The sequence below is a fragment of the Undibacterium sp. Ji83W genome, from assembly GCF_049340385.1.
Classification (GTDB): domain Bacteria; phylum Pseudomonadota; class Gammaproteobacteria; order Burkholderiales; family Burkholderiaceae_D; genus Undibacterium.
Window position 1 is genome coordinate 229,665 of sequence record NZ_JBMPOZ010000006.1, and the last position, 21,456, is coordinate 251,120.

20 protein-coding genes are annotated in these 21,456 nt (G+C 51.2%); 5 read left to right on the forward strand and 15 right to left on the reverse strand.

Annotated elements, in window-relative coordinates; genetic code table 11:
* Positions 1 to 34: 34 nt before the first annotated feature.
* The 8 genes from ACO0LD_RS12970 to ACO0LD_RS13005 form a co-directional block, all read right to left on the reverse strand.
* Positions 35 to 448 carry a hypothetical protein gene (locus ACO0LD_RS12970; RefSeq protein WP_423007356.1) on the reverse strand — a complete coding sequence of 138 codons (414 nt, stop codon included), beginning with the start codon at positions 446 to 448 and terminating at the stop codon, positions 35 to 37.
* An 86-nt stretch (positions 449 to 534) separates the two neighbouring features.
* Positions 535 to 1,878, reverse strand: a complete 1,344-nt coding sequence (locus tag ACO0LD_RS12975; protein ID WP_423007358.1) for a hypothetical protein — start codon at positions 1,876 to 1,878, stop codon at positions 535 to 537.
* An 87-nt stretch (positions 1,879 to 1,965) separates the two neighbouring features.
* Positions 1,966 to 2,730 (reverse strand): LytR/AlgR family response regulator transcription factor, encoded by a 765-nt coding sequence (locus ACO0LD_RS12980; RefSeq protein WP_423007360.1) that lies wholly within the window; start codon positions 2,728 to 2,730, stop codon positions 1,966 to 1,968.
* The gene (locus tag ACO0LD_RS12985) at positions 2,723 to 3,853 is read right to left on the reverse strand and encodes a sensor histidine kinase (protein ID WP_423007362.1); all 1,131 of its coding nucleotides are present in this window, start codon (positions 3,851 to 3,853) and stop codon (positions 2,723 to 2,725) included. Before ACO0LD_RS12985 ends, ACO0LD_RS12980 begins: the two co-directional genes overlap by 8 nt.
* On the reverse strand, positions 3,850 to 4,422 hold the full coding sequence (locus ACO0LD_RS12990) for a transcriptional regulator (RefSeq protein ID WP_423007364.1): 573 nt from the start codon (positions 4,420 to 4,422) through the stop codon (positions 3,850 to 3,852). Before ACO0LD_RS12990 ends, ACO0LD_RS12985 begins: the two co-directional genes overlap by 4 nt.
* 200 nt (positions 4,423 to 4,622) lie before the next feature.
* Entirely contained in the window at positions 4,623 to 5,981 is a 1,359-nt protein-coding gene (locus tag ACO0LD_RS12995) for an 8-oxoguanine deaminase (protein WP_423007366.1), read from the reverse strand.
* Between the two features lie 23 nt (positions 5,982 to 6,004).
* Positions 6,005 to 7,393, reverse strand: coding sequence for a nucleobase:cation symporter-2 family protein (locus tag ACO0LD_RS13000; protein ID WP_423007369.1), 1,389 nt, complete (start codon positions 7,391 to 7,393; stop codon positions 6,005 to 6,007).
* Positions 7,394 to 8,032: 639 nt separating this feature from the next.
* Complete coding sequence (locus ACO0LD_RS13005; protein WP_423007371.1) at positions 8,033 to 9,790, reverse strand: allantoate amidohydrolase; 1,758 nt, start codon at positions 9,788 to 9,790, stop codon at positions 8,033 to 8,035.
* 209 nt (positions 9,791 to 9,999) lie between these two features.
* Here ACO0LD_RS13005 and uraH point away from each other — a divergent pair, with 209 nt between their 5' ends.
* Positions 10,000 to 10,353 (forward strand): hydroxyisourate hydrolase, encoded by a 354-nt coding sequence (gene uraH, locus ACO0LD_RS13010; RefSeq protein ID WP_423007373.1) that lies wholly within the window; start codon positions 10,000 to 10,002, stop codon positions 10,351 to 10,353.
* A gap of 19 nt (positions 10,354 to 10,372) precedes the next feature.
* Here uraH and ACO0LD_RS13015 read toward each other — a convergent pair whose 3' ends face one another.
* A complete protein-coding gene (locus tag ACO0LD_RS13015) occupies positions 10,373 to 11,311 on the reverse strand; it encodes a LysR family transcriptional regulator (RefSeq protein ID WP_422953855.1) in 939 nt (312 codons plus the stop codon).
* 349 nt (positions 11,312 to 11,660) lie between these two features.
* On the opposite strand from ACO0LD_RS13015, the gene ACO0LD_RS13020 reads away from it, so the two are divergent.
* The 3 genes from ACO0LD_RS13020 (at position 11,661) to ACO0LD_RS13030 (ending at position 14,992) form a co-directional block, all read left to right on the forward strand.
* The gene (locus ACO0LD_RS13020) at positions 11,661 to 12,893 is read left to right on the forward strand and encodes a urate hydroxylase PuuD (protein ID WP_423007375.1); all 1,233 of its coding nucleotides are present in this window, start codon (positions 11,661 to 11,663) and stop codon (positions 12,891 to 12,893) included.
* A gap of 26 nt (positions 12,894 to 12,919) precedes the next feature.
* Positions 12,920 to 14,143, forward strand: coding sequence for a M20 family metallopeptidase (locus tag ACO0LD_RS13025; protein ID WP_423007377.1), 1,224 nt, complete (start codon positions 12,920 to 12,922; stop codon positions 14,141 to 14,143).
* 117 nt (positions 14,144 to 14,260) lie between these two features.
* Positions 14,261 to 14,992, forward strand: a complete 732-nt coding sequence (locus ACO0LD_RS13030) for a substrate-binding periplasmic protein (RefSeq protein ID WP_423007379.1) — start codon at positions 14,261 to 14,263, stop codon at positions 14,990 to 14,992.
* Between the two features lie 118 nt (positions 14,993 to 15,110).
* Here the strand turns inward: ACO0LD_RS13030 and ACO0LD_RS13035 are convergent, their stop codons facing one another.
* The gene (locus ACO0LD_RS13035) at positions 15,111 to 15,350 is read right to left on the reverse strand and encodes a SlyX family protein (RefSeq protein ID WP_423007381.1); all 240 of its coding nucleotides are present in this window, start codon (positions 15,348 to 15,350) and stop codon (positions 15,111 to 15,113) included.
* A gap of 138 nt (positions 15,351 to 15,488) precedes the next feature.
* Between ACO0LD_RS13035 and ACO0LD_RS13040 the strand changes: the two genes are divergently transcribed.
* Positions 15,489 to 16,865: a glycoside hydrolase family 18 protein gene (locus ACO0LD_RS13040; protein WP_423007383.1), complete on the forward strand. Its 1,377-nt coding sequence runs from the start codon at positions 15,489 to 15,491 to the stop codon at positions 16,863 to 16,865.
* 50 nt (positions 16,866 to 16,915) lie between these two features.
* Here the strand turns inward: ACO0LD_RS13040 and ACO0LD_RS13045 are convergent, their stop codons facing one another.
* The 5 genes from ACO0LD_RS13045 to ACO0LD_RS13065 all read right to left on the reverse strand — a co-directional run bounded on the left by ACO0LD_RS13045 (position 16,916) and on the right by ACO0LD_RS13065 (position 21,234).
* Positions 16,916 to 18,247 (reverse strand): formylglycine-generating enzyme family protein, encoded by a 1,332-nt coding sequence (locus tag ACO0LD_RS13045; RefSeq protein ID WP_423007385.1) that lies wholly within the window; start codon positions 18,245 to 18,247, stop codon positions 16,916 to 16,918.
* A 324-nt stretch (positions 18,248 to 18,571) separates the two neighbouring features.
* The gene (locus ACO0LD_RS13050) at positions 18,572 to 19,396 is read right to left on the reverse strand and encodes an NIPSNAP family protein (protein WP_423007387.1); all 825 of its coding nucleotides are present in this window, start codon (positions 19,394 to 19,396) and stop codon (positions 18,572 to 18,574) included.
* Between the two features lie 105 nt (positions 19,397 to 19,501).
* The gene (locus tag ACO0LD_RS13055) at positions 19,502 to 19,819 is read right to left on the reverse strand and encodes a hypothetical protein (protein WP_423007389.1); all 318 of its coding nucleotides are present in this window, start codon (positions 19,817 to 19,819) and stop codon (positions 19,502 to 19,504) included.
* 45 nt (positions 19,820 to 19,864) lie between these two features.
* Positions 19,865 to 20,218 carry a type II toxin-antitoxin system PemK/MazF family toxin gene (locus tag ACO0LD_RS13060; RefSeq protein ID WP_423007391.1) on the reverse strand — a complete coding sequence of 118 codons (354 nt, stop codon included), beginning with the start codon at positions 20,216 to 20,218 and terminating at the stop codon, positions 19,865 to 19,867.
* Positions 20,215 to 21,234, reverse strand: a complete 1,020-nt coding sequence (locus tag ACO0LD_RS13065) for an alpha/beta hydrolase (protein ID WP_423007393.1) — start codon at positions 21,232 to 21,234, stop codon at positions 20,215 to 20,217. Before ACO0LD_RS13065 ends, ACO0LD_RS13060 begins: the two co-directional genes overlap by 4 nt.
* Positions 21,235 to 21,456: the final 222 nt, after the last annotated feature.

A 21,456-nucleotide genomic window follows, 5' to 3' on the forward strand; every position in this document is an offset into this window, starting at 1 on the left:
CAGATATGATATCGAAGTCAGAGAAAAGTGAAAATCACTTGATGATATTGTCATCCGCCCTGAAATAGAATTTTACAGGCGCCAGATCTGGCGCTTTTTTCTGATAAGGATAATGAAATAGCTCAGCCGCCAAGCGCCCATTATTTGCACTGGGAACCAGCATGACATTCGAGCCTTTGGCGATACCAAAATAGTTTTTCTTGTCACAGGTCTCGAAGGGCTCGTTATGCCCCCAACGCGCAGGACAAGCGGCCTGCCAGACCACGTAGCCACTCCAGTTGAGAATATTGCTGCGGCACTCCATGCCAAAACTGCGTACAGAAAATGTCAATATCGAGGTATAGCCATCGTGTCCCTTTAAAGTCAGGTAGGCTTTATATTGCCTGGGACTAAGCTCCTCTTCTTCAAATTCGACGCTGGCCTTGGTACCATTGCAATCCAGTTCCATGGGTTTTGGTGGTGCGGCAAAAACTGTTTCCGAATAGATTGCAAAACAAAAGAAACAAAAAATTGCTTTGTAAATAAAACGAATACTCATAGGGCTTTGATCTTTCTTGAAAGCTTAATTTTACGGGATAATTTTCGTAAATCTTCATCCGTATCATAAGCAAGTTCTTCCACAATCTCGTCAGAAAGTACACCATTTCTATTTAGCAGATCTATCACGCTCCATCTATGCATTGCACAATTCATGCCGTAGTACATGGCTTCCAAAGGTGCCTTGCATTCCGCATCCGGATTTGCCTCAAAGATATCAATCAGGCCAGCTACCAGATCATGTATGTGATGGAAATTGTCTGAACGTTGTATGATCTCAAGTAAAATTTTCGCATCACCAGCTTGATAATTATTGATCAGCAATCTTAAGTAATCCCAAGGTGTTTTTTCACTGGAAAATTTTTTAAGTGCCAGTGCCCGGATATCATCAGCTTTGAAATAACTGAGCGCATTCACAGCATTCATTATCCGGCGATTTTTTTTAATATTCTTTTTGCTCGCCAGTTCCAGCAAGGGAGCATAGTCAAATGGGAATTTTGTTTTGTCGAAGAAGCGTAGATATTTATTTTTTTTGTTGTTATCTTTTTCGGTCAGAATATTTCTGGCGACTTGCTCTATATCTGCCGGGTTCATACCCTCAGTACGATATTGCCAGAATCGTGCAAACCGGCTATCTTCATCAACGATCTCTTCAATATCTGCAAGGGTATACGGCACAATTTTACTGCGTCTGTATTTCTTTCTTGGCTCAACCAACAAGATCAAATCAAGATAATTTTTTATCGCTGGATTTTGACCAGCGGCTTTAGCCAGTTCTGCGTACACATTGATAGATTTATTTTCTTTTTGAAAATCATCGACGCGCCAGCGATCTTCGTAATCTGCTCTCTCTCGTTCTGGAAGTTGTCCCACTTTTTCAGCGGCCATGATCAGGCCTGCCATGCCTTCGATTTCCAGTAACACATCCCTGGCATAAAGCTCATAGCCATTGCTGAAAGATTTTTCAAATCTCTTTAATAAAGCCTTTTTCGCTCCCGCAATACCATCATGATGAAAATACAGGACGAGATCACTTAATTGGTCCATCCCATAGTCATTACGTTTTTTTGCACTGAACTTTTTAATGATGGTACGAATCAGTTCATCTTTTTGCCGCGATTGTTTAATCAGGCTGTACAGATATACGGCCCTGCTGCCTTCACATTGCCTGTCATAGGCGAGATTGTTGACCGTGGCAGCCAGTATCTGCGCAGAGAAATCTATTTGTGGATGGGCTTTCAAAAGCAGCATCGCCCTGCCTGTGCCCAGTTTCAGGGAATGGAGGAACTGCTTTTGCAGTTCTGCGGTTTCGACAGGATTTAATGAAATCTGTTTTTGCACTTATAAATAGAAGGTGAGAAATGGCCTGAAATCAGGTCAGTATTGATGGAATTTCTTGAGACTATAGCAGAATGGAGTGCTAACAATTCACATACCCTTGAAGCGGTATTGATAGCGCTGGCTCACTGGCAGGCGAGCGCTATGTTCGCGTAGACTCAGCCAGAGTGCGGCATCAGCATCGCGATTAACGCTGGCAATGCGTTTGACGGCGACCAGATAAGCGCGGTGGATTTGCCAAAAGCCTGCTTCTTCCAGCGTATCTGCCAGTTCTTTCAGAGGTGTGCGTATATGTGCTTCTATTTTGTCTGTTACTACGCGCGTGTATTTCAGTTCGGCACAAAAATAGATAACTTCGCTGAGATCGATAAAGTGTATCGTATTGCCAACTGCTGCCTGCAACCAGGCGGGTGACTGCGTTTTCTTTTGCGGTTTGTCCTGTATCTTCTGCATGAAATTACTCAGATCAGGCGGTGGCGTACCCAGGCGTTCACGCACGCGGGTGATGGTGCGTGCCAGTCTTGCGGGGCTGCTGGGTTTGACGACATAGTCCAGCGCGCCTTCTTCAAATGCAGCGATGGCATGTTCCTGAAATGCCGTGACAAATACGATATGGGTGCGGGCCGCAAAAGCTTTGGCAACTTCCAGGCCGTTCAAGCCTGGCATGCGTATATCCAGAAATGCAACGTCCGGTGACATTTCCCGGGTCAGTCTGAGCGCTTCATAGCCATCGCTGGCTTCAGCCACGATTTCAGCTTCTGGCCATAGCAAGGCCAGCGATTCGCGCAACTCTGCCCTCAGCAAGGGTTCATCATCTGCGATCAGCAAGCGTGGTTTTCTGTCGGGATTATTCATGGTTCAGTTCAGATCGCAAATTCAGTGGCAAAATCAGTTCTGCCATGGTGAGCTGGTCGGCTTCCATGCGCAATTCAAAGCTGGCCTTGTCGCCATACAGGGCATGCAGGCGCTGGCGCAGATTGCGCAAACCTACGCCACTACCCAGCACTTTTTGTTGAAGTCCCGCGCCGTCGTCACTGACGGTGATGTACAGTCTTCCTGCCTGTTCGCGCGCTTGCAGCATGATTTTCACTTGCCCTGGCTGGCATTCAACGCCATGTTGTACGGCGTTTTCCACCAGTGACATCAGCATCATGGGCGGTAAACTTACGTTATTCAAACCTGGTAAAAAATGCATCTGAAAACTCAGGCGTTCGCCAAAACGTATGGCCATCAATGCCAGGTAATGCTCTGCCAGTTCAAATTCTCTTTCCACGGTAGACATGGGGCTGCGTAAATCTGGCAAGGCACTTTGCAGGTAGGCGATCAGGTGGTCCAGCATCTGCACGGCCTTGTCTGGGTCATGACGTGCCAGATAACGGCTATTAGCCAGGGTATTGTAAAGAAAATGCGGTTCGACCTGGGCTTGCAAAGCCTTCAGCTCTGCCGCCAGTGCCAATTGTTTCAAATTGGCGATCTGTAAGTCACGTGACTGGATCTGCACCCGCCACAAAGGCCATCCCAGTAATACGCCACTGAACACGATAGTACTTGCAAAAGCCTGCAAAGTATTCAAACCATGCAGCTCATGAGCATCCACCCACCAGTGATACGTGCGTACTGCTATCCAGACTGTCAATGCAGTGAGCGACAACAGACAACACCATATCCACAGCCAGTTGCGGCATTTGCTAAACAGTCGCAGACTAAGCAGCAGAGTCCATGCCGTCATACATAAAGGGAAGGCCAGTAAACCAAGCAAGCCCAGCCAGGCATGGGCCTGCCATTGTATCGCCAGCAAAATCACGCCCGCCAGCATGCATATGCTTAGCAGGAACTGTGATCTTGAAAAGCCCAGCATATTAAACACTACCGATGCAGCGTCACTGTCTGGCATGCTGTGGCTATTCTTTTCAGATGATCTGGTCCACAGCACGCGCTTGCCTGCTGTAGCCAGGGTATTCAACAAAGCCAGATTCATAAGCTGGGTTTAGTCGGCAAGGATTTGGTCGGCTTCATTTTGTCGACAGGTACATCCGCGCCTACCACTTCCAGTTTCAAGTCGTCCAGCCAGACCTGGCCTTTACCGTCATCAATGACGCCAAAAGCAATGGCTTTGGCATCGGCAGGTACATCCAGCACCACGCTGCGTAATTGCCAGTCTGTCGTGCCTTTGATGGGTTTGTCTTCACTATTATAAAAAGGGTATTCTGACTTTGACTTTGTATCAATACGCATCCACAAACCGGCCCAGCCATCCACATCTTTGGTTTTTACCCTGGCCTGAAAACGCACACGTTTGTTGAGATACTGATCCGCAGCGATCATTTGCATCAGGGTTCCCCAACTTTGATCTTCACCATTGACATAGCGAATAAACTTGCTGCCTTTACCACTAATGGTTTGACTGCGGTCCAGACCAATCTGGTAGGACTTCGGTGTTTCACCAGCCAGATCCCACGGTGCGGCCAATTTTTCTACGGATTCTGCGGCCAGCGCATATAAAGACGTAGCAGCAAGTATGGATAAAAAAATAAATCTCAGTTTCATGTTTTCTCCTGTGCATGACGACATGTCATGTTGTCACTTTGCCAGAGAAAAAAGCGCTCATGGCTTGCTTGCGACAAGCGCATGATTTTAGCGATAAACGCACCAGCGGCAGGATAAAAGATGTGCCTTTCTTCACATTTCAGCAGCAAATCAGCTTGTTGGATAACTTGAGCGATGGTTTTGCGAATCGTTCAGGCTCGTCAACGCGCTGCTTCTGCCAGTTGATGGGCCAGATGATTATGTTTTTCCAGGACGCGCGGCAAATCTATCGACGTGATCTGCCCCTCCCTGACCACAACATGGCCATTGATGATGCTGTATGCGACATCTGAAGGCGTGCAAAAAACCAGGGCTGCAACCGGGTCATGCCAGGCACCTGCATAACCTGTCTGTTTGAGGTTGAACATGACGATATCCGCCGACATGCCGGGTTTGAGTGCACCTATGTCGTCACGGTTGAGTACCTTGGCACCACCCAGGGTCGCGACTTCCAGCGCCTGCCGGGCTGTCATGGCATCCGGGCCAAAGCCCACGCGTTGCAAGAGCATGGCTTGCCTGACTTCGCCCAGCATGTGACCGGAATCATTCGAGGCGCAACCGTCGACACCGAGGCCGACACTGACACCAGCATCCAGCATTTTACGTATGGGTGCGATGCCAGACGCCAGGCGCATGTTGGAGCAGGGGCAATGGGTAATGCCAGTGCCGGTGCGGGCGAACATATAGATGCCGTCATCATCAAGTTGCACGCAGTGGGCATGCCAGACATCATGGCCTACCCAGCCGCAGTCTTCGGCATATTCTGCCGGGGTCATATTGAATTTCTCACGGCTGTAGGCGATGTCATTGGCATTTTCTGCCAGGTGGGTGTGCAGCGAGACGCCATAGCTGCGCGCCAGTTTTGCTGATTCGCGCATGAGATCGCGTGAGACAGAAAATGGTGAGCAGGGTGCAACGACGATGCGTTGCATGGCGTGGCGGCTGCTGTCGTGATAAGTCTCTATCAGGCGCTGGGTGTCGCGCAGTATGCTGGCTTCATCTTCTACTACGCGGTCTGGCGGCAGGCCACCTTTTGACTGGCCCACGCTCATGGAACCACGTGCAGCATGAAAGCGCATGCCTATCTCTTGCGCTGCCTGCAGGCTGTGATCAAGCTGGCAGCCATTCGGGTAGATGTAGAGATGGTCGCTGCTGGTAGTGCAGCCTGACAAGATCAGCTCTGCCATCGCGGCCTGGGTGGATACCTGCACCATTTCTGGTGTCAGATTGGCCCAGATAGGGTAGAGGTTGGTCAGCCAGTTGAACAGCTCGCCATTTTGCGCCGCCGGTATGACGCGCGTCAGGCTTTGGTACATATGGTGATGGGTATTGATGAGGCCGGGCATGACGACATGATCAGCCGCGTCAATGATTTCATCGGCAGTTTGCGGCAAGTCTGCACTTGAGCCCACCTGCGCGATGACATTATCGATGATGTATACCGCGCCATTGCTGATTTCACGGCGCGTGTCGTCCATGGTGACGACAACGCGGGCATTTTTGATAAGTAAGCTGGCCATAACAAATAAAATAACAGAGAAAATTAATGGTCGGAGCTATGGGCCGCAGCCATGGCAAAAGCCTTGGCTTCAGACTCAGCACCCTGACCGTTGAAAAACAGATTGAGCGTCACTGCCGCGATGGTGGCCAGCAAGATGCCGCTATCGACTATCGTGCCCAGCCAGTGTGGCAAGTGCGAGAAAAACTGTGGTGCCACCAGGGGTATCATGCCTGCCCCTATGCTGACGGCAACGATGAACAGGTTGTGGCGCTGGTGATTGAGCCCGGCATTACCAAGTATCTTGATACCAGTGGCGGCCACCATGCCAAACATGACTATGCCTGCGCCACCGAGCACATACACAGGTATCGATGCCGCCACATGCGCCATTTTTGGGAACATGCCAAACACCACCAATATCACACCCGCAGCTGCGCAGACATAACGGCTGCGCACACCAGTGACACCGACCAGGCCTATGTTTTGTGAAAACGAGGTATAAGGAAAAGTATTGAAGACACCGCCGATGACCGTGCCCAGGCTGTCGGCCCGCAAGCCATTCGCCAGCTCTTCATTGCTGATGCGCTTGCCGGTAAGTTCAGACAAGGCGAGGAACATGCCTGTCGATTCGACCATGGTAACTATCATGACCAGGCACATGCCTATGATGGCACCCAGGTCAAAAGTCGGCATGCCATATTGGAAGGGCATGATGAAGGCAAACCAGCCTGCTTCGCCCAGACCATCAAAACTGACCTTGCCCAAGACCAGCGAAACCACAAAGCCCAGCACCATGCCCAGCAAGACCGAGATATTGCCCAAAAAGCCGCGCAAATAACGTGTCATGACCATGATGGACACCAGCACAAAAAAGGCAATCGCCAGATTTTCAGGCGCACCATAATTGGGATTGGCTTGCATGGATTTGCTTGCCGCATCAAAGATCATCGGCTGCCCGCCCGCTGCCCAGTTGATGCCGACACGCATGAGGGTAATACCGATGACGGTGATGATGGTGCCGGTAACGACAGGTGGAAAAAACCTGACAGCCCGGCTCATGAAAGGCGTGATAATCAAACCAAAAATACCGGAGGCGATGACCGCCCCGTAAATGCTGAGTATGCCCAGGCTGGGGTTGCCCGCCATTGCCACCATGGGGCCAACTGCCGCAAACGTCACGCCCATCATGACGGGCATGCGTATGCCAAACTTCCAGATACCCAGGGCTTGTATCAGGGTCACCAGGCCGCAACAGAATAAATCGGCATTGATGAGGAAGGCTATCTGGTCTTTGGGTAGGTGCAGGGCACCGCCGATGATGAGAGGCACGGCTATCGCCCCGGCATACATCACCAGCACGTGCTGTATGCCCAGAGTGAATAATTTTGCTGCTGGTAGCTTTTCATCTACCGGGTGTATCGCTGTTTGCATCGTCTCTTCCTTGCCTGATGGTTGGTTTATATTAAACACATCACTATCGGGTTCTCTGACGGAACCTCATTCAGTGATGGCTGAAAATGCACATACTGAATTGCTAGAAGCTAAAACGACTGGTAATCGGTGAAATAGAAGAATGCATCATGTGCAAGACTCCTGGTTTGCCTTCATGATGATGGTGTCGTCACAAAGAGCGGCTACAAATACAGCCGAAACATATAGTCCGACTGCGCTTTTTACTGCTGCCTGACGAAGTGCATCCTCCACAAACTGGAAGAAGACATCTCGTCAGGATTGATCTGCGTCGTAAAAAAATGCCGGTGAAAGCATATTCTTGCGTCGCCTCAAACCATGTAGCGTTATCAAACGCAAACATGGCAGCAGGCTCAAGCTCAGTCCTTGTTCTGCATCAGGTCTTCATTGCGAAGCTGATGCAGGCAATACTGAAAGTGGCGCCAGAAATCCTGGTAAAACGGGTACAGAAAAACCTCTCAACACAGAGGCACAGAGGGGGCACAGAGGGCCACAGAGGAAAAGCAAATTCATCTCTGTGCTAGTTACGTAGTGAATGTCACCTTAGATTTTCTCTGTGCACCTCTGTGTCTCAGTGTCTCTGTGGTGAGCTCTTTGGTCTTAATCCCTAACCTTAAAATTCCTTAAAAAATCGAGCAAGATTTGTGCCGAGACTTCTGCGTCGTCGGCGCTCATGGTTTCCAGTGGGTTGTGGCTGATACCGCCGTTGCCGCAACGGGTAAACAGCATGGCGACATCGGTCATTTTGGCTATCGCCATGGCATCATGGCCTGCGCCTGATGGCAATTCAAAGGCTGGCAAGCCTGCTCTTTGCGTAGCGGCTGCCAGTTGCTGCATCAGCCATGGGGCACAGGGGGCCGCCGGGGCAGATACGGCTTTGACTATATTGACTTCAATATTGCGATGCTGGCAGATGGCTTCTATCTTTGCCAGGATGTCATTCACTGCAGCATCGCGAGTGGCATCGTCAGCAGCGCGGATATCGAGAGACAGATTGCAGGAGCCGGGTATCACATTGACCGAACCATGTGGCACCTGTAACTGACCCACTGTCCCTACCAGGGATGTTCCATTGGCGCAGCGCTGTTCTACATACGAAATGATTTCTGCGGCAGCAGCGGCAGCATCCTTGCGCATGCTCATGGGTGTGGTGCCGGCATGGCTGGCAACCCCTTTGAGTTGCACCTGATAACGGCAACTGCCAGCGATGGAAGTGACTACGCCCACCGGCAGGTCACGGCCCAGCAAGACCGGGCCCTGCTCTATATGCACTTCTACATAGCCCAGTATCTGTGCTGGGTCACGTGCGATGGCCGGGATTTGTTTGACATCATGCCCGGCGACAGTCAGTGCTTCACGCATGCTGATGCCGTCTGCATCTGTCTTGTCCAGCAAGGCCAGGTCAAACTGGCCGATGACGGCGTTACTGCCCAGGAAAGTGCTTTTGAAACGCACGCCTTCTTCTTCAGAGAAACCTATGATCTCGAAATTGAAAGGCAGTTTTTCATTTCTTTCGTTGAGGTGCTTGACGATGGCGATGGGCAGCAGGATACCTTCGCGGCCATCGTATTTGCCGCCATTGCAGACGGTGTCATAGTGGGAGCCGGTCAGCAAGGTCTTGGCATCGGTCGCATCAGACAGGTAGCGGCCTACCACATTGCCCACCGCATCGATATGCACATGCATGCCTGCTTCGCGCATCCAGGCAGCCAGTTGCTCTGCGGTTTTTTGATGCGCGGGTGTCATGTAGGCACAAGTCAGGCCATCTTCATCATCGCTCCAGGCGGCCAGGATTTCTGACCATTGCATGATGGTGTTGCCAAATTGCAGAGTGTGCTCGAGCAGATCATTCAGGCGCAGTTCGGCGATGCGGCCTATCTGGCGCAGGCATTCTGCCAGCTCATCTGCCCGCTGGTTCTTGAAGCGGCGCTGGAAGGTGGCGATGATGGCTTCCCGCGTAAAGCCCTTGCCATCCGGCCCTTTGACGGCGAGGATGAAGGGGAAACCAAATTTGCTGTTGTAGTCAGCATTGAGCTTGTGCAGTATCGCGAATTCTTCAGGGCTGCAATTGGTCAGGCCCGCCTTGGCCTGTTCACCTGTGGATTCTGCCGTCAATTCTCCGGCGATGGCGGCCTTGCCTGCCAGCTCGGGGTGGGCACGGATCAGGCCCAATTGTTCTGCCTCTGTCGCCTGGCTGACCACGGTTTGCAAGGCCAGTTTGAGAGCCGTGATGCTGGCAAAGGGGCGGCTGGCGGCTGCCCGTTCAGGTATCCAGGGTGAATGTTCATAGATACCGTGCAGGATGTGCACAAAGTCTTGCGTGCTACAGTGGTTCAGGTGGTCCAGAGTTGTCGTCATAATTGGTCAGGCAATGTGCCTGTTATTGTGCCTATGCTTTAATGTGACCGGTGTTGTCCCGGCATGATGATGAAGCTTAAGCCCAATTCCGGCCTGAAATGTGCTGCTGTCTTCATGATCTGTATATCTTCGATAGTATATTGATAGACTGCTGGCAGTATAAGATTTGGCTGATAGCGCATTTCAAGTCATCAATATAGGAGATCAGTATGGGAAAGCTCAGTACACATGTGCTGGATATCACCGTTGGCAAACCCGGCGTGGGTGTGCAGGTGGAGTTATATGCCGTCTATGCAGGTGAGAAAACCCTGCTGAAGACAGAAACCACCAACCATGACGGTCGCTGCAATGCGCCCCTGCTGGAAGGCGACAGCCTGAAGCCCGGCCTGTATGAGCTGGTATTTGCAGCAGGTGATTATTTCGACAAGCAGGGCGTAGATCTGCCCAGCCCCAAGTTCATAGACCGCGTGACCCTGGCCTTTGGCGTGGCTGATGCCAGCCAGAATTATCACGTGCCGCTGGTGGTGTCGCCATGGGCGTACTCGACTTACAGGGGTAGTTAAGCCCCTGCGCTGTTCAGGATTATTTGGACATCAGCGACTTGGCTGCCTGGGCTATCTGCTCACGCAGCCACCTGTGTTCTGGTGAATGATGGACGCGTTCATGCCAGAGCTGGTAAAAGCGCAGTGGCGGGAATTTGATGGGGATGGAAAAAGTCTTGAGTTGCAGGCTTTTTTCATAAAAGCTCAGGTATTGCTTGCCCGTCGTCAGCACCATGTCGGATTGCGCCAGCATATGCGGCATAAGGCCAAAGTAGGCCGATTCGACCACGACATTGCGGCGCAGATGCTGGCGCTCCAGATGGGCGTCGATGACGCCATGGTAGCCGGACAAGAGTTGTGAAGGCGCGACATGCGGCAGGCTCAGGTAGTCTTCCAGCGTCATGTCGTCAGTACCCGTGCGCTTGGCATAGGGGCTGTCGGCGCGCATGGCGCAGACGATGGGGTCTTCAAACAGCTTGGACAGGTGCAAGTGCTGTGGCGGCTCATCCCAGTTGGCAATGACAAGGTCAAGGTCGCCATCAGACAGGTGGCGCACATAATCGACTTCCGCCCCCAGGCCATGAATGACGATGCGGCTCCTGGGTGATTCACGCCGCAGGCGCTCCACCACACTGGGCAGGAATTGCACATGCAGGGAATCTGGCGCAGCGATGTGGAAGGTCTTGCTCTCTTGCTGGGCGACGAAGGGCACCTTGCGTTCAAACAACAACTCAGTTTCATCGAGTATGCGCTTGGCAGGCTTGAGCAGGGTTTCACCATGGGGGGTAGGCACCATGCCACGGCCACCGCGCACCAGCAATTGATCGCCTGTCAGCTCACGCAGTTTGCGTAGCGAGGCAGAAATCGAAGGCTGCGGCTGGTTAAGCTTCAAAGCCACGCGGGAGACGTTTTTCTCACTGAGCAAAAGATACAAAATGCGTATCAGATGCAGATCGAGATGATTGGGTAGTTGTGCCATGCTGATGCCTGTCTTCAAACGTATATCGAAATCTGTATTTTTAATATACTTCGTTTTCAATGAAGTTTGTAGGGAAAAAGTTTATCGTTACCAGACTTCATCAAGTTTTTTGCTATTAATGCTGGACCAACGGCATCTGCCCTTGGTCTAACTGCTGTAATAGGAGACATTTACAGAAGATAGATACATTTTGTGGTTTTTTAGCACTGACATCGTGAATAATGGGAATGTATATTCCTTAATAACACTGGTCGCAGCGGAGCTTCGGTTCGCGACCACTTGGGATTTTTTATCCCTCTCGTCTGAAGAGCCCCGCGGAGGCAGACGAGCTTCTAACATGAGAGAAAACATGGAAGCTTTTTTACTTGCGTATGGCACTGAGTGGCTCAACCTGATCGTCCGCTGGCTGCACCTTATTACCGGCATTGCCTGGATAGGTGCATCCTTTTACTTCGTCTGGCTGGACAATAATATCCGCCCGCCCAAGCCCGGTTCTGAACTGGCCAACAAGGGTGTATCTGGCGAATTGTGGGCCGTGCACGGCGGTGGTTTTTATAATCCGCAAAAATACCTGATCGCCCCCAAGGAATTACCAGAAGAACTGCACTGGTTCAAATGGGAAGCCTATGCCACCTGGCTGTCCGGCTTTGCGATGCTGTTCATCGTCTATTACTTCAATGCCTCTGCGATGATGATAGACAAGTCCGTTGCTGACCTGACAAGCTGGCAAGCCATAGGCATAGGTCTGGGCACACTGCTGGTGGGCTGGACTGTATATGACCTGCTGTGCCGTTCACCGCTGGGCAAGCGTGAAGGCCTGCTGGGTATCATCATGTTTGTGTTCATTGTGGCGACAGCATTTGTGTTGTCGAAATTCCTCAGTGGCCGCGCCGCCTATATCCACGTTGGTGCCATGATAGGTACGATGATGGTGGGTAATGTGCTGATGCTCATCATCCCCGGCCAACGCAAACTGGTCGAAGCCATGCAGCAGGGTAAATCGCCAGACCCCATCCACGGCCAGAAGGCCAAGCAACGCAGCGTACACAATAATTACTTTACCCTGCCGGTGCTGTTCATCATGATCAGCAATCATTATGCAATGACGTATAACCATGAATACAACTGGCTGGTGCTGGCTGTCATCATGGCGGCGGGTGTCTCGATACGTCACTTCTTCAACCTGCGCCACAAGGGCATTACCAACTGGGCTTATCCTGCGGCTGGCGTGACTTTATTGCTGGCAGTGGCGATTGCGATTGCTCCAAAGCCACCAGCCAAGCTTGCAGCGCCCGACCCGGCCTTGTCAGCCGCAGAAGCAGCCGCAGCGCAGTTCACTAAAGTACAGGGCATCATTAACCAGCGTTGCGTGTCCTGCCATGCGGCAGCACCTACCCAGCCTGGCTTTGCCACTGCACCCGCCGGTATCAAGCTCGATACACCAGAGCTGATCAAACAGAATGCGGTAAAGGTCAATATGCAGGCCGTGCAGCTCAAGGCCATGCCTATAGGGAATATGACGCAAATGACCGAAGAAGAACGTGCAGTCGTCGGCGCCTGGTTCCAGGCTGGTGCCAAGTAAATCAATAATTTAATGAGAATAAAGACATGAATAACTACGAACAACTCGACGCCTGGATAGACAGCCACTTTGACGAGCAAGTCAAATTCCTGCAAGAACTGGTACGCGTACCAACTGATACACCACCCGGCAATAATGCCCCGCATGCAGAGCGCACCGCTGATTTGCTGCAAGACATGGGTATCAGCGTAGAAAAACACGCTGTGCCTGATAGTGAAGTCAAGGCAGCAGGCCTGCAAAGCATCACCAACCTGCTGGTACGCCGCCAATACGGCCCCGGCAAGACGGTGTTGCTGAATGCCCATGGTGACGTGGTGCCACCGGGTGAAGGCTGGACCAAAAACCCTTACAGCGGTGAAATAGAAAACGGCAATATCTATGGTCGTGCCACAGCTGTCAGCAAATGCGATTTCTCGACTTACACTTTTGCCCTGCGTGCATTGGAAGCAGTTGCCAAACCAAAGGCTGGCACGCTGGAATTGTTATTTACCTATGATGAAGAATTCGGTGGCGAAGTCGGCCCGGGCTGGATGCTCAAGCACAATCTGATCAAGCCTGACCTGATGATAGCTGCCGGTTTTTCTTACCAGGTCATCACTGCGCATAATGGTTGCCTGCAAATGGAAGTGACCGTGCATGGCAAGATGGCCCATGCGGCAATCCCTGATTCAGGTGTCGATGCCTTGCAGGCTGCTGTCAAGATTTTGAATGCCCTGTATGCACAAAACACCCTGTATAAACAAGTCACATCGAAAGTCGAAGGCATCACCCACCCTTACCTGAATGTGGGCACGATAGAAGGCGGCACCAACACCAATGTCATCCCTGGCCGAGTGACCTTCAAACTGGACCGCCGCATGATACCGGAAGAAAACCCGGCAGAAGTCGAAGCGACTTTACGCAAGCTCATCAGCGATACCGCCACTGAGTTGCCCGGCATTAGCGTCGATGTAAAACGCATCTTGCTGGCAAATTCCATGCGTCCATTGCCGGGTAATACACCTTTGGTGGAAGCGATACAAAAACATGGTGGTGAGGTTTTTGGTGAAGCAATTCCTGCACTGGGTACGCCTTTGTATACCGATGTGCGCCTGTTCTCGGAAGTGGGCATACCGGGTGTTATCTATGGTGCAGGGCCACGGACTGTGCTGGAGTCACATGCAAAACGTGCAGATGAGCGTTTGAATCTCGAAGATTTACGCAAAGCCACCAAGGTGATTGCGCGTAGTCTGGCAGATTTGCTGCAATAAAAAATAGCCAGGGCGCACATGGATTTATCCGGCTTTGTCGGCTAGGATGTAAAGGGTGTTAGAAGGTGTTGAAAAACTGTTGGCAAAACTTTTAATGAAATTACATGAGAGACCAATATGAACAACAAAGCTCTTTTTCAATTCTGTACACTAGCCATGCTGGCTGTTAGCACCAACAGCCAGGCTGACGACAAGATCGTTCTTAACTACAATGTGCGGCCACCGTATATTGTCGAAGAGCCGGATGGTTCAGCTTCAGGCTTGACGGCAAACCCGGCAGCCAATGCCTTCAAAAGTGCTGGCGTGGCATTCACCTGGGCCAAGGCACCCCCCAACCGACAGCTGGCCATGGTGCAGGAAAACACACAAAAAACCTGTGCCATAGGCTGGTATAAAACCGAAGAACGTGAAGGCTTCGCCAAGTTCAGTAAAGCTCTGTACCGCGATAAACCTGCCGTCATGATTGTCAACAGTAGTTTCAAGATCAAGGACAATGCCAAGCTGGAAGAAGTATTGACCATGCCAGGCATCAAGATACTCATCAAGGAAAAATTTTCTTATGGCCATTACATTGATACCGCGCTGGGAAAGTTAAAACCACAGACGGTAGTATCCAATGGCACCAACACCCAGATGCTGCAACTGGTTGCCAGCAAATCTGCCGACCTGATGTTCGCCGCGCCAGAAGAAGCAAATTACCTGATTGAGCAATCCAATATGGCGAAGGACAAGTTCAGCCAGTTCAAGGCAAGCGATATGCCTGACGGTGGGGAGAGATATCTTATTTGCAGTAAAAATGTACCAGATGACGTGATCGCAAAATTGAATAAGGCGATTAGTTTTAAATAGACCTTATTTCATGCATGGGGGATGCAGTGCAAGGCCAAGGCGTGTTTGCGCTGCACTGCACCCAGTGTCTTCTGCATCGCTCCAGATGAAGTTAAGGCACCGGATAGTAGCCTTATCTTCAATAATGCGGTGGTCTCTCATCTACCACCGCAGTGCGCTGGCTGGCTGTCACAGCCACTTCCCGTATGCGTGCCACCATCGCAGCGCACAGCGCTTCAAGTTCGTCGATTTTCTTTTGCTGGCGATATACCTGGGTGTTCAGGGTATCGACCAGATCATCCTGGCGGGTCAGGCGTATTTCCAGATCTATCAGTCGTTCTTCTGTTGTCATGATGCGGTTTTCCTTCAAAGTAGGCATACAGTATGCCATACCAGTCTGGTATTGTAGTGGACTGGTATGCTCATCTTACAAGCCGCGCATGCAAGTGGTATGTTCAACTTTGGCAAGAAGTAAAAACCTGTTGACCCATTTTGGACACGCTTGCATGCTATGGGGATGAAAATCGCCTACTCTACTCCTCGCCCCTTGCTGTCATGCCTGCTCGGCATGCTGGTCTTATGTTTCACTTCTGCCAGTCTGGCGAAAGTAGTCAGCAAGCCTGTGGTCATGGCGTATTACGCGCTGGACAAAGAAGATATCAATCATTACGACGAGGGTAAAGTCGCACTCCCGGTAACTGCCATCACGGCAGACAAAGCGCGCATGCTCACACATCTGAATTTCTCGTTCTTGACGCTAAGCGAGGATGGCAAATGTGCGCTGGAGGAGGGCACCAATCTGCAGGCCGCCAGCAAGATATTTCATGCATTGCATGACCTGAAAAAACATAATCCTGATTTGCGCCTGCAGTTTTCCATCGGTGGTTGGGCCTATACCAATGATGATAGCCCCACGGCAGGGCGTTACCGCACTGCTGCTGCGACGGCAGAAAACCGCAAGAAACTGGCGCAATCATGTGTCAGCTTCATGCGTGAATACGGCTTCGATGGCCTTGATCTGGACTGGGAATATCCGCGTGCTGAAGATGCACTGAATTTTGTGGCCCTGCTCAAGGAAATACGTCTTCAACTGAAACAAGCCAAGCCCTCAAATCAATTGTCTATCGCGGTCGCTGGCGGCGCTTTCAGCATGGCGCGCACTTACCTGCATTTGCCGCAAATCGCGGCGCAGGTTGATTACATTAATCTCATGAGTTATGACTTCAATGGGGCTTGGGAAAAACTGACCAACCACAATGCCCACCTGTTTGGCGATGCGCGTGAACCCATGTTTGAAAACCCTTTGCGCAAGTTGCCTTTCAAACCGGGATTGACGCAAAAAGAACTGGAAAAGCGCTTTCCCTCACCCATGGCACTAACGGTGGATGCCACAGTACAGCAACACCTGCATGCTGGGGTACCGGCCAGCAAGCTGGTCATGGGGCTGCCATTTTATGGGCGGGCTTACTTCAAGGTTGAAGCGACAAATCAGGGCTTGTACCAGCCCTTTGTCACGCCTGCCGGTGATACCTATGCAGGCGACCCTGGCTTGCTGACAGGCTGCGATGCCTGCACCGCCCGCAAGGACCCACGCACGCCTGGTTATGGCGAAATCAAGAAACTGCTGGCTGCCAACCTGGGCTACAAATCCTACTTCAGTAACGAGACCAAGGTGCCCTGGATTTATAACGCTGAAAAGAAAATTTTTATCAGCTATGACGATGAGCAATCCTTCGCTTATAAAGTCGCTTACCTGAAAAAATATAAACTGGCCGGTGCCATGTTCTGGCACCTGGGGCAGGATGATGAAGAGAGTAGTCTCTTGCGCAGTTTATACATGCACCTGAACCCTGAAACCAGCTTGCAGGGTGGTGTGCAATATATTTCGAGATAGCAGGAAGAATCCAGACATTGTCAGAAACCGGATTATCCGCCCTGCCTTCTTCATTTCAGCCTTGCAGCAATTCTAAATCCCACGGAATGATAGGCACCCGCCGCGCTGCGTCCTTCACCACGCCCGGTGGATTTGCCGCTGTTTGAAGTCGCATACCATGAGCCACCCTTGACCACGTTGACGCTGGTGCCAGCTTCTGCACCGTTGGATGCAAGGTTCAGGGTAGTGGTCCATTCATAGGCATTACCGGCCATGTCATAGCAGCCGCACCAACTTTTGCCACCTTCATACGTGCCAGCCGGGCTGGTGTAACCGCCATACAAATTCACCAGCGCACGGAATTGATCTGTGTTGGCAAAATCAGCCCAGCTACTATTTGCCGTCGAGTCATATTGCCAGCCGGTGACGCCACCGCTGGCATTCATGCTCAAGACTTTGCTCAACAGGGCCGTGTCATTCGTCAATGCGGTGCTGCCATCATTCAGTGTGGTCACCACGCTATCGTTGTAATAACTGACGGTGGTAAAGGCCGCAGAATTCAAAACATACTGGCTGCAGACTGCATTGCAGTTGTATACCGTCGACAAGGCACCAGTACTGCTGTTGTAAGTGATACCGGCATTGGCACCCCAAGGGAAGCTGTAGCTCGTGTTGTTACCCAGTGCTGCGTATTCCCATTCCCCTTCGGTGGGTACATAGAAATGATAGCCGGGTATCTGGGTTGCCAGCCATGCACAGTAAGCTGTTGCAGCGGTCAGTGACACAAACAATACCGGATGCTGTTCCTTGCCTGCCGGGTAGCTGCCGCCATACCAGTACTGGCCAGCAGTCTTTGCCGTGCTGGGATAATAGCTGCTGCCCTGGGCATTGCAGAATGCCTTCCAGTTGGCGTTGCTGACCAGGTATTTCCCCATCAGGTAAGGCTGGAGTATGGCTACGCTGCTGGTGTCACTCAACACGCCAGTCACCGGATCGGTGGTGGAGCTGGTGGTCGATGTATGGAAGTTGTAGGCAATCGTGCCCGATGCAATCACGGTGACAAACTCGGCCATGGAAGGCAGGCTGGCCGCCGTGCTGGTGCCAGCCGTACGCCAGCTCCAGGGATCTGTCGCGATACTGGATGTGGTCGTTGAGCCAGTTGTGCTGCCAGTACTGGAACCCGTTGTAGTACCAGTTGCAGTACCGGTGCTTGTGCCCGTCGCTGTCGTGCCAGTAGTGGTACCAGTAGTGGTGCCAGAAGTTGCCGCAGTACTGCTGGCTGAACCACCACCACAGGCAGTCAACAGTTCAGCCGGAGCCAGCATGCCCAGGGCCATCCGTAGCAATCTGCGGCGTGATTCAATAGCAGTCGGAACGTGAGAAACTGGTGGCGGATTGTGCATGTTTTTCTCCGTGCTTATCATTTTTTCGGCCAACATGAAGCCATGTATCCAAAAGATACTGCATGGAACATGCCTCGGAATCAGGTGTAAATACTATCCTTTTACAAAGCCGGAGAAATTGGGATTTACCCAGATTTACATCTGTTACGGCATACAAAGGAGCATGGGGAGATAGGTAATGAGCATTGAACCTACCCCGGGGCAGGAGCAGGTCCATTCAGCATCAGATGATGAAGACGTTTATTCGCGGAGTTTGAGTAAGAATTGGAATGACAGGACTTCTGATGACGATTTTTTCAAGTGACGTGCATTGCTCTACGTATGTCAAGGTAGCAGCGAACGCGCCGCAGGTTCCAGCATCAAGATCTCTGGCCAGCGTTGCAGGGATTTATACAAATCAGCAAACACCTGGTCACTCCACTGCGCATCCCCAGACAGACCTTGCAGATAATTTTCATACGCAGCGCGATCAGCGTAAGCAGCAAACCAGACAAAGACATTCACATTTTCACGCACGGGCAAACGCTCAAACGTATTGCGGCTTTTTTCTGTGACAAATCGTCCCATGATATGTGCACCATGGCGTTCAAACATGGGCATCAACTGCTCATTAAATTTGCTGATGAAGTCAGGCTGCACTTCCTGCGCAAAATGGTAAACCGTTGCCACTACGAAGCCCTTACGTGGAGCTGAACTACCCGGAGCTGGCCGTGTGCGTGATCCCGGCATAAAACCACTGCCATGTGTCGCGGGGCGCAGCAGCAACACATCGTCGTTGTCATACAAAGTCGCGTTGGCTTCATTGCGGTAAGCCTGCCAGGTTTTGCCTGAATAAAAATCCGTCAGGGCTTGCTTGCGCGCTTCCATATTGCGAAAGCCGCGTAGCCAGGTGTAGTGGTAGGGATCGTTCACGTCGCGGAATTGCCCCAGCACGCGTATGCCGGTTTCTTCCTGGGTTGCGATGAAGTGTTTCTCAAACAGCGAGATCAGTGCATCGCGCTTACCGGGATAAGTCACATACTGGCGCAACTCTATGACATTGCAGCATTCATCAGTATTGGCGGTGTTGCCAGTTAAGTCAGTTGCACTAGCGGTAGCGAGTGTGCCCAGCAGGGCAGCGCCAGCCAAGGCAAGGGATGAGGTGTTCATTGCTTTTCTCCATGACAATTAATCGCGTGTTAATGCAGTGGAGTCAGCATATGTCGTAATTAGGACGATTTAAGTCCTAATAAAGCTCAATATCTCTAAAGAAAATCAATCAGCAACACAATAAATACATGATTGCTTCCACTTTGCATAAGTCAAAATGGAAATCAGCTTTTGCAGCAATGCCCTTTCATCTGTTTTCAAGTCAGAGATCAACAAGGGTAACAGACAGGTCAAAGCTTGCTCTATCTCATCCAGAGAAAACGCCTGGTCTTCAAAGAGATTGGAAACGCGATGCAAAAAGGAGGCGTCTGTCCTTTTCAACAGGCGGGATATAGCCGGTAGTTCATCAAACTCAATTGCACCCACGATATCTGGGCAGTCTTTTACTTTGTTACTTTTACCAACCATCAGGTCGTAAGCCATTGCTGAACCTTTTTTTTCACAAATCCGTCAAAGAGACAGTGACAACTAATCCTTGAAAAACGCCCTCTGCTGGAATTTGATCCCAGCCAAAATCTGCAAGACTCTTTCATCAGACAAATGACCTATGAAGTCTCCGAGTTGATTCTTGGGTATGGAAGATATCTGCGAGACCACGACTACGCTTTGCTTGATCAAACTGCCTTCGCCCAATTCCAGCAGCACATTGCCCGGCTCAGTTACGCGCTTGAGATTTGTTGTCAGGGCGCAGACGATCACGGTAGCGATGCGGGATTGATTGAAGATATCATCCTGCACAACCACATGCGGGTGGGTAAGGCCGGGGACAGTACTACGCTCTTCGTCTGGATTTGCCCAGAAAATATCACCACGCTTGATCATGGGCTGTCATGGGCAATAACTAAGGGCTTCAAGAAATTATCCACCGCCGCTGTATAGACATTATCCAAACCCAGGTTTTTATTGATATCGGCATGGCTCAGGCTTTGCGGCAACAACAATGCCTGCATGCCCAAGGATTTGGCTTTATCGACGAACACTCCAGCCTGCGCGCAGGGTTTGTCTGGCCTGATGCTGGAGCATACAGCCACGAAGGGTGCTGCAGCCTGTTTCAATTGCAGGGTGGGCGAACTGGCCTGCCAGTAGGCAGGCTCAGTGCCGAAGGCTTCATCATAGAAGCGGTAATGTTTTTGTTCCATGATCTTGTTGATATCGTAAGCTGCGCTATCAAGTGCGATGGTCGCCAGCCAGGCAGAGGCACCGGCCCTGGCGGCAATGGACGGATTGCTGGCGAGCAGGGCAACCAGGTGGGCCCCGGCTGAATGGCCCATGATGATGAAGCGCTTGCTTGAGCCGCCCCATTCTGCGGCCTTGCTCTGCGCTGTTGCCAGGGCCCTGGCGACGTCATCGGCCTGTTCCAGTGGTTTGATGTCGGGCAGCATGCGGTAATTGATAGAGATAAAAATATAGCCCTGGGGTAACCAGTGTGCGGCCTTGTTCTCGACCACACCACGCGCGGTCTTGCTGCCTATCTTCCATGCGCCACCATGCACCATGAAAATGACGGGCATGGCTTTTTGGTTAGCCGCATTCGCAGGCAGATACACGTCCATGGTCTGGCGCTTGTCACTGCCAAAGGCGATATCGCGCAAGACTTTGGTACCGGCAGGTAAGCCTTGCGGCGCAAGGTCTGTTGTTTCTATATCAGTCATCTCACTCTTTTCAGCTACCTGCTCTGCCCGTTGCTCTTTTCTTTCCTGTCGTCTTTCCATGATTTTGTCACGTAGTGTGCCTGCCTCTACCGTAGCCAGAGGCATGGCAAGTGCCAGCGCCAGGCATACGGAACATGCTTGCAGGGCTGGATGACGAATTGCAGAAAGGGTAAATAACTTGGACATGGTGGTGCTCCTGAGACAAACAAGCGGGAATTGTAAGTCCTCATCTTAGAAAATCAGACTGTTTTTGCCCTAGTCAATTTATGCAACAACTTGTAAAGCAAAGTAACATAATCAAGGCAAATGCATGTTGCAGGCGTGCATGCAAGGCTGGGTTTATGCGAATATAGCAGGCATCCACTTCAGGAGTGCTACAGACCATGCTGCAGATTGTCCTGCTGTCCC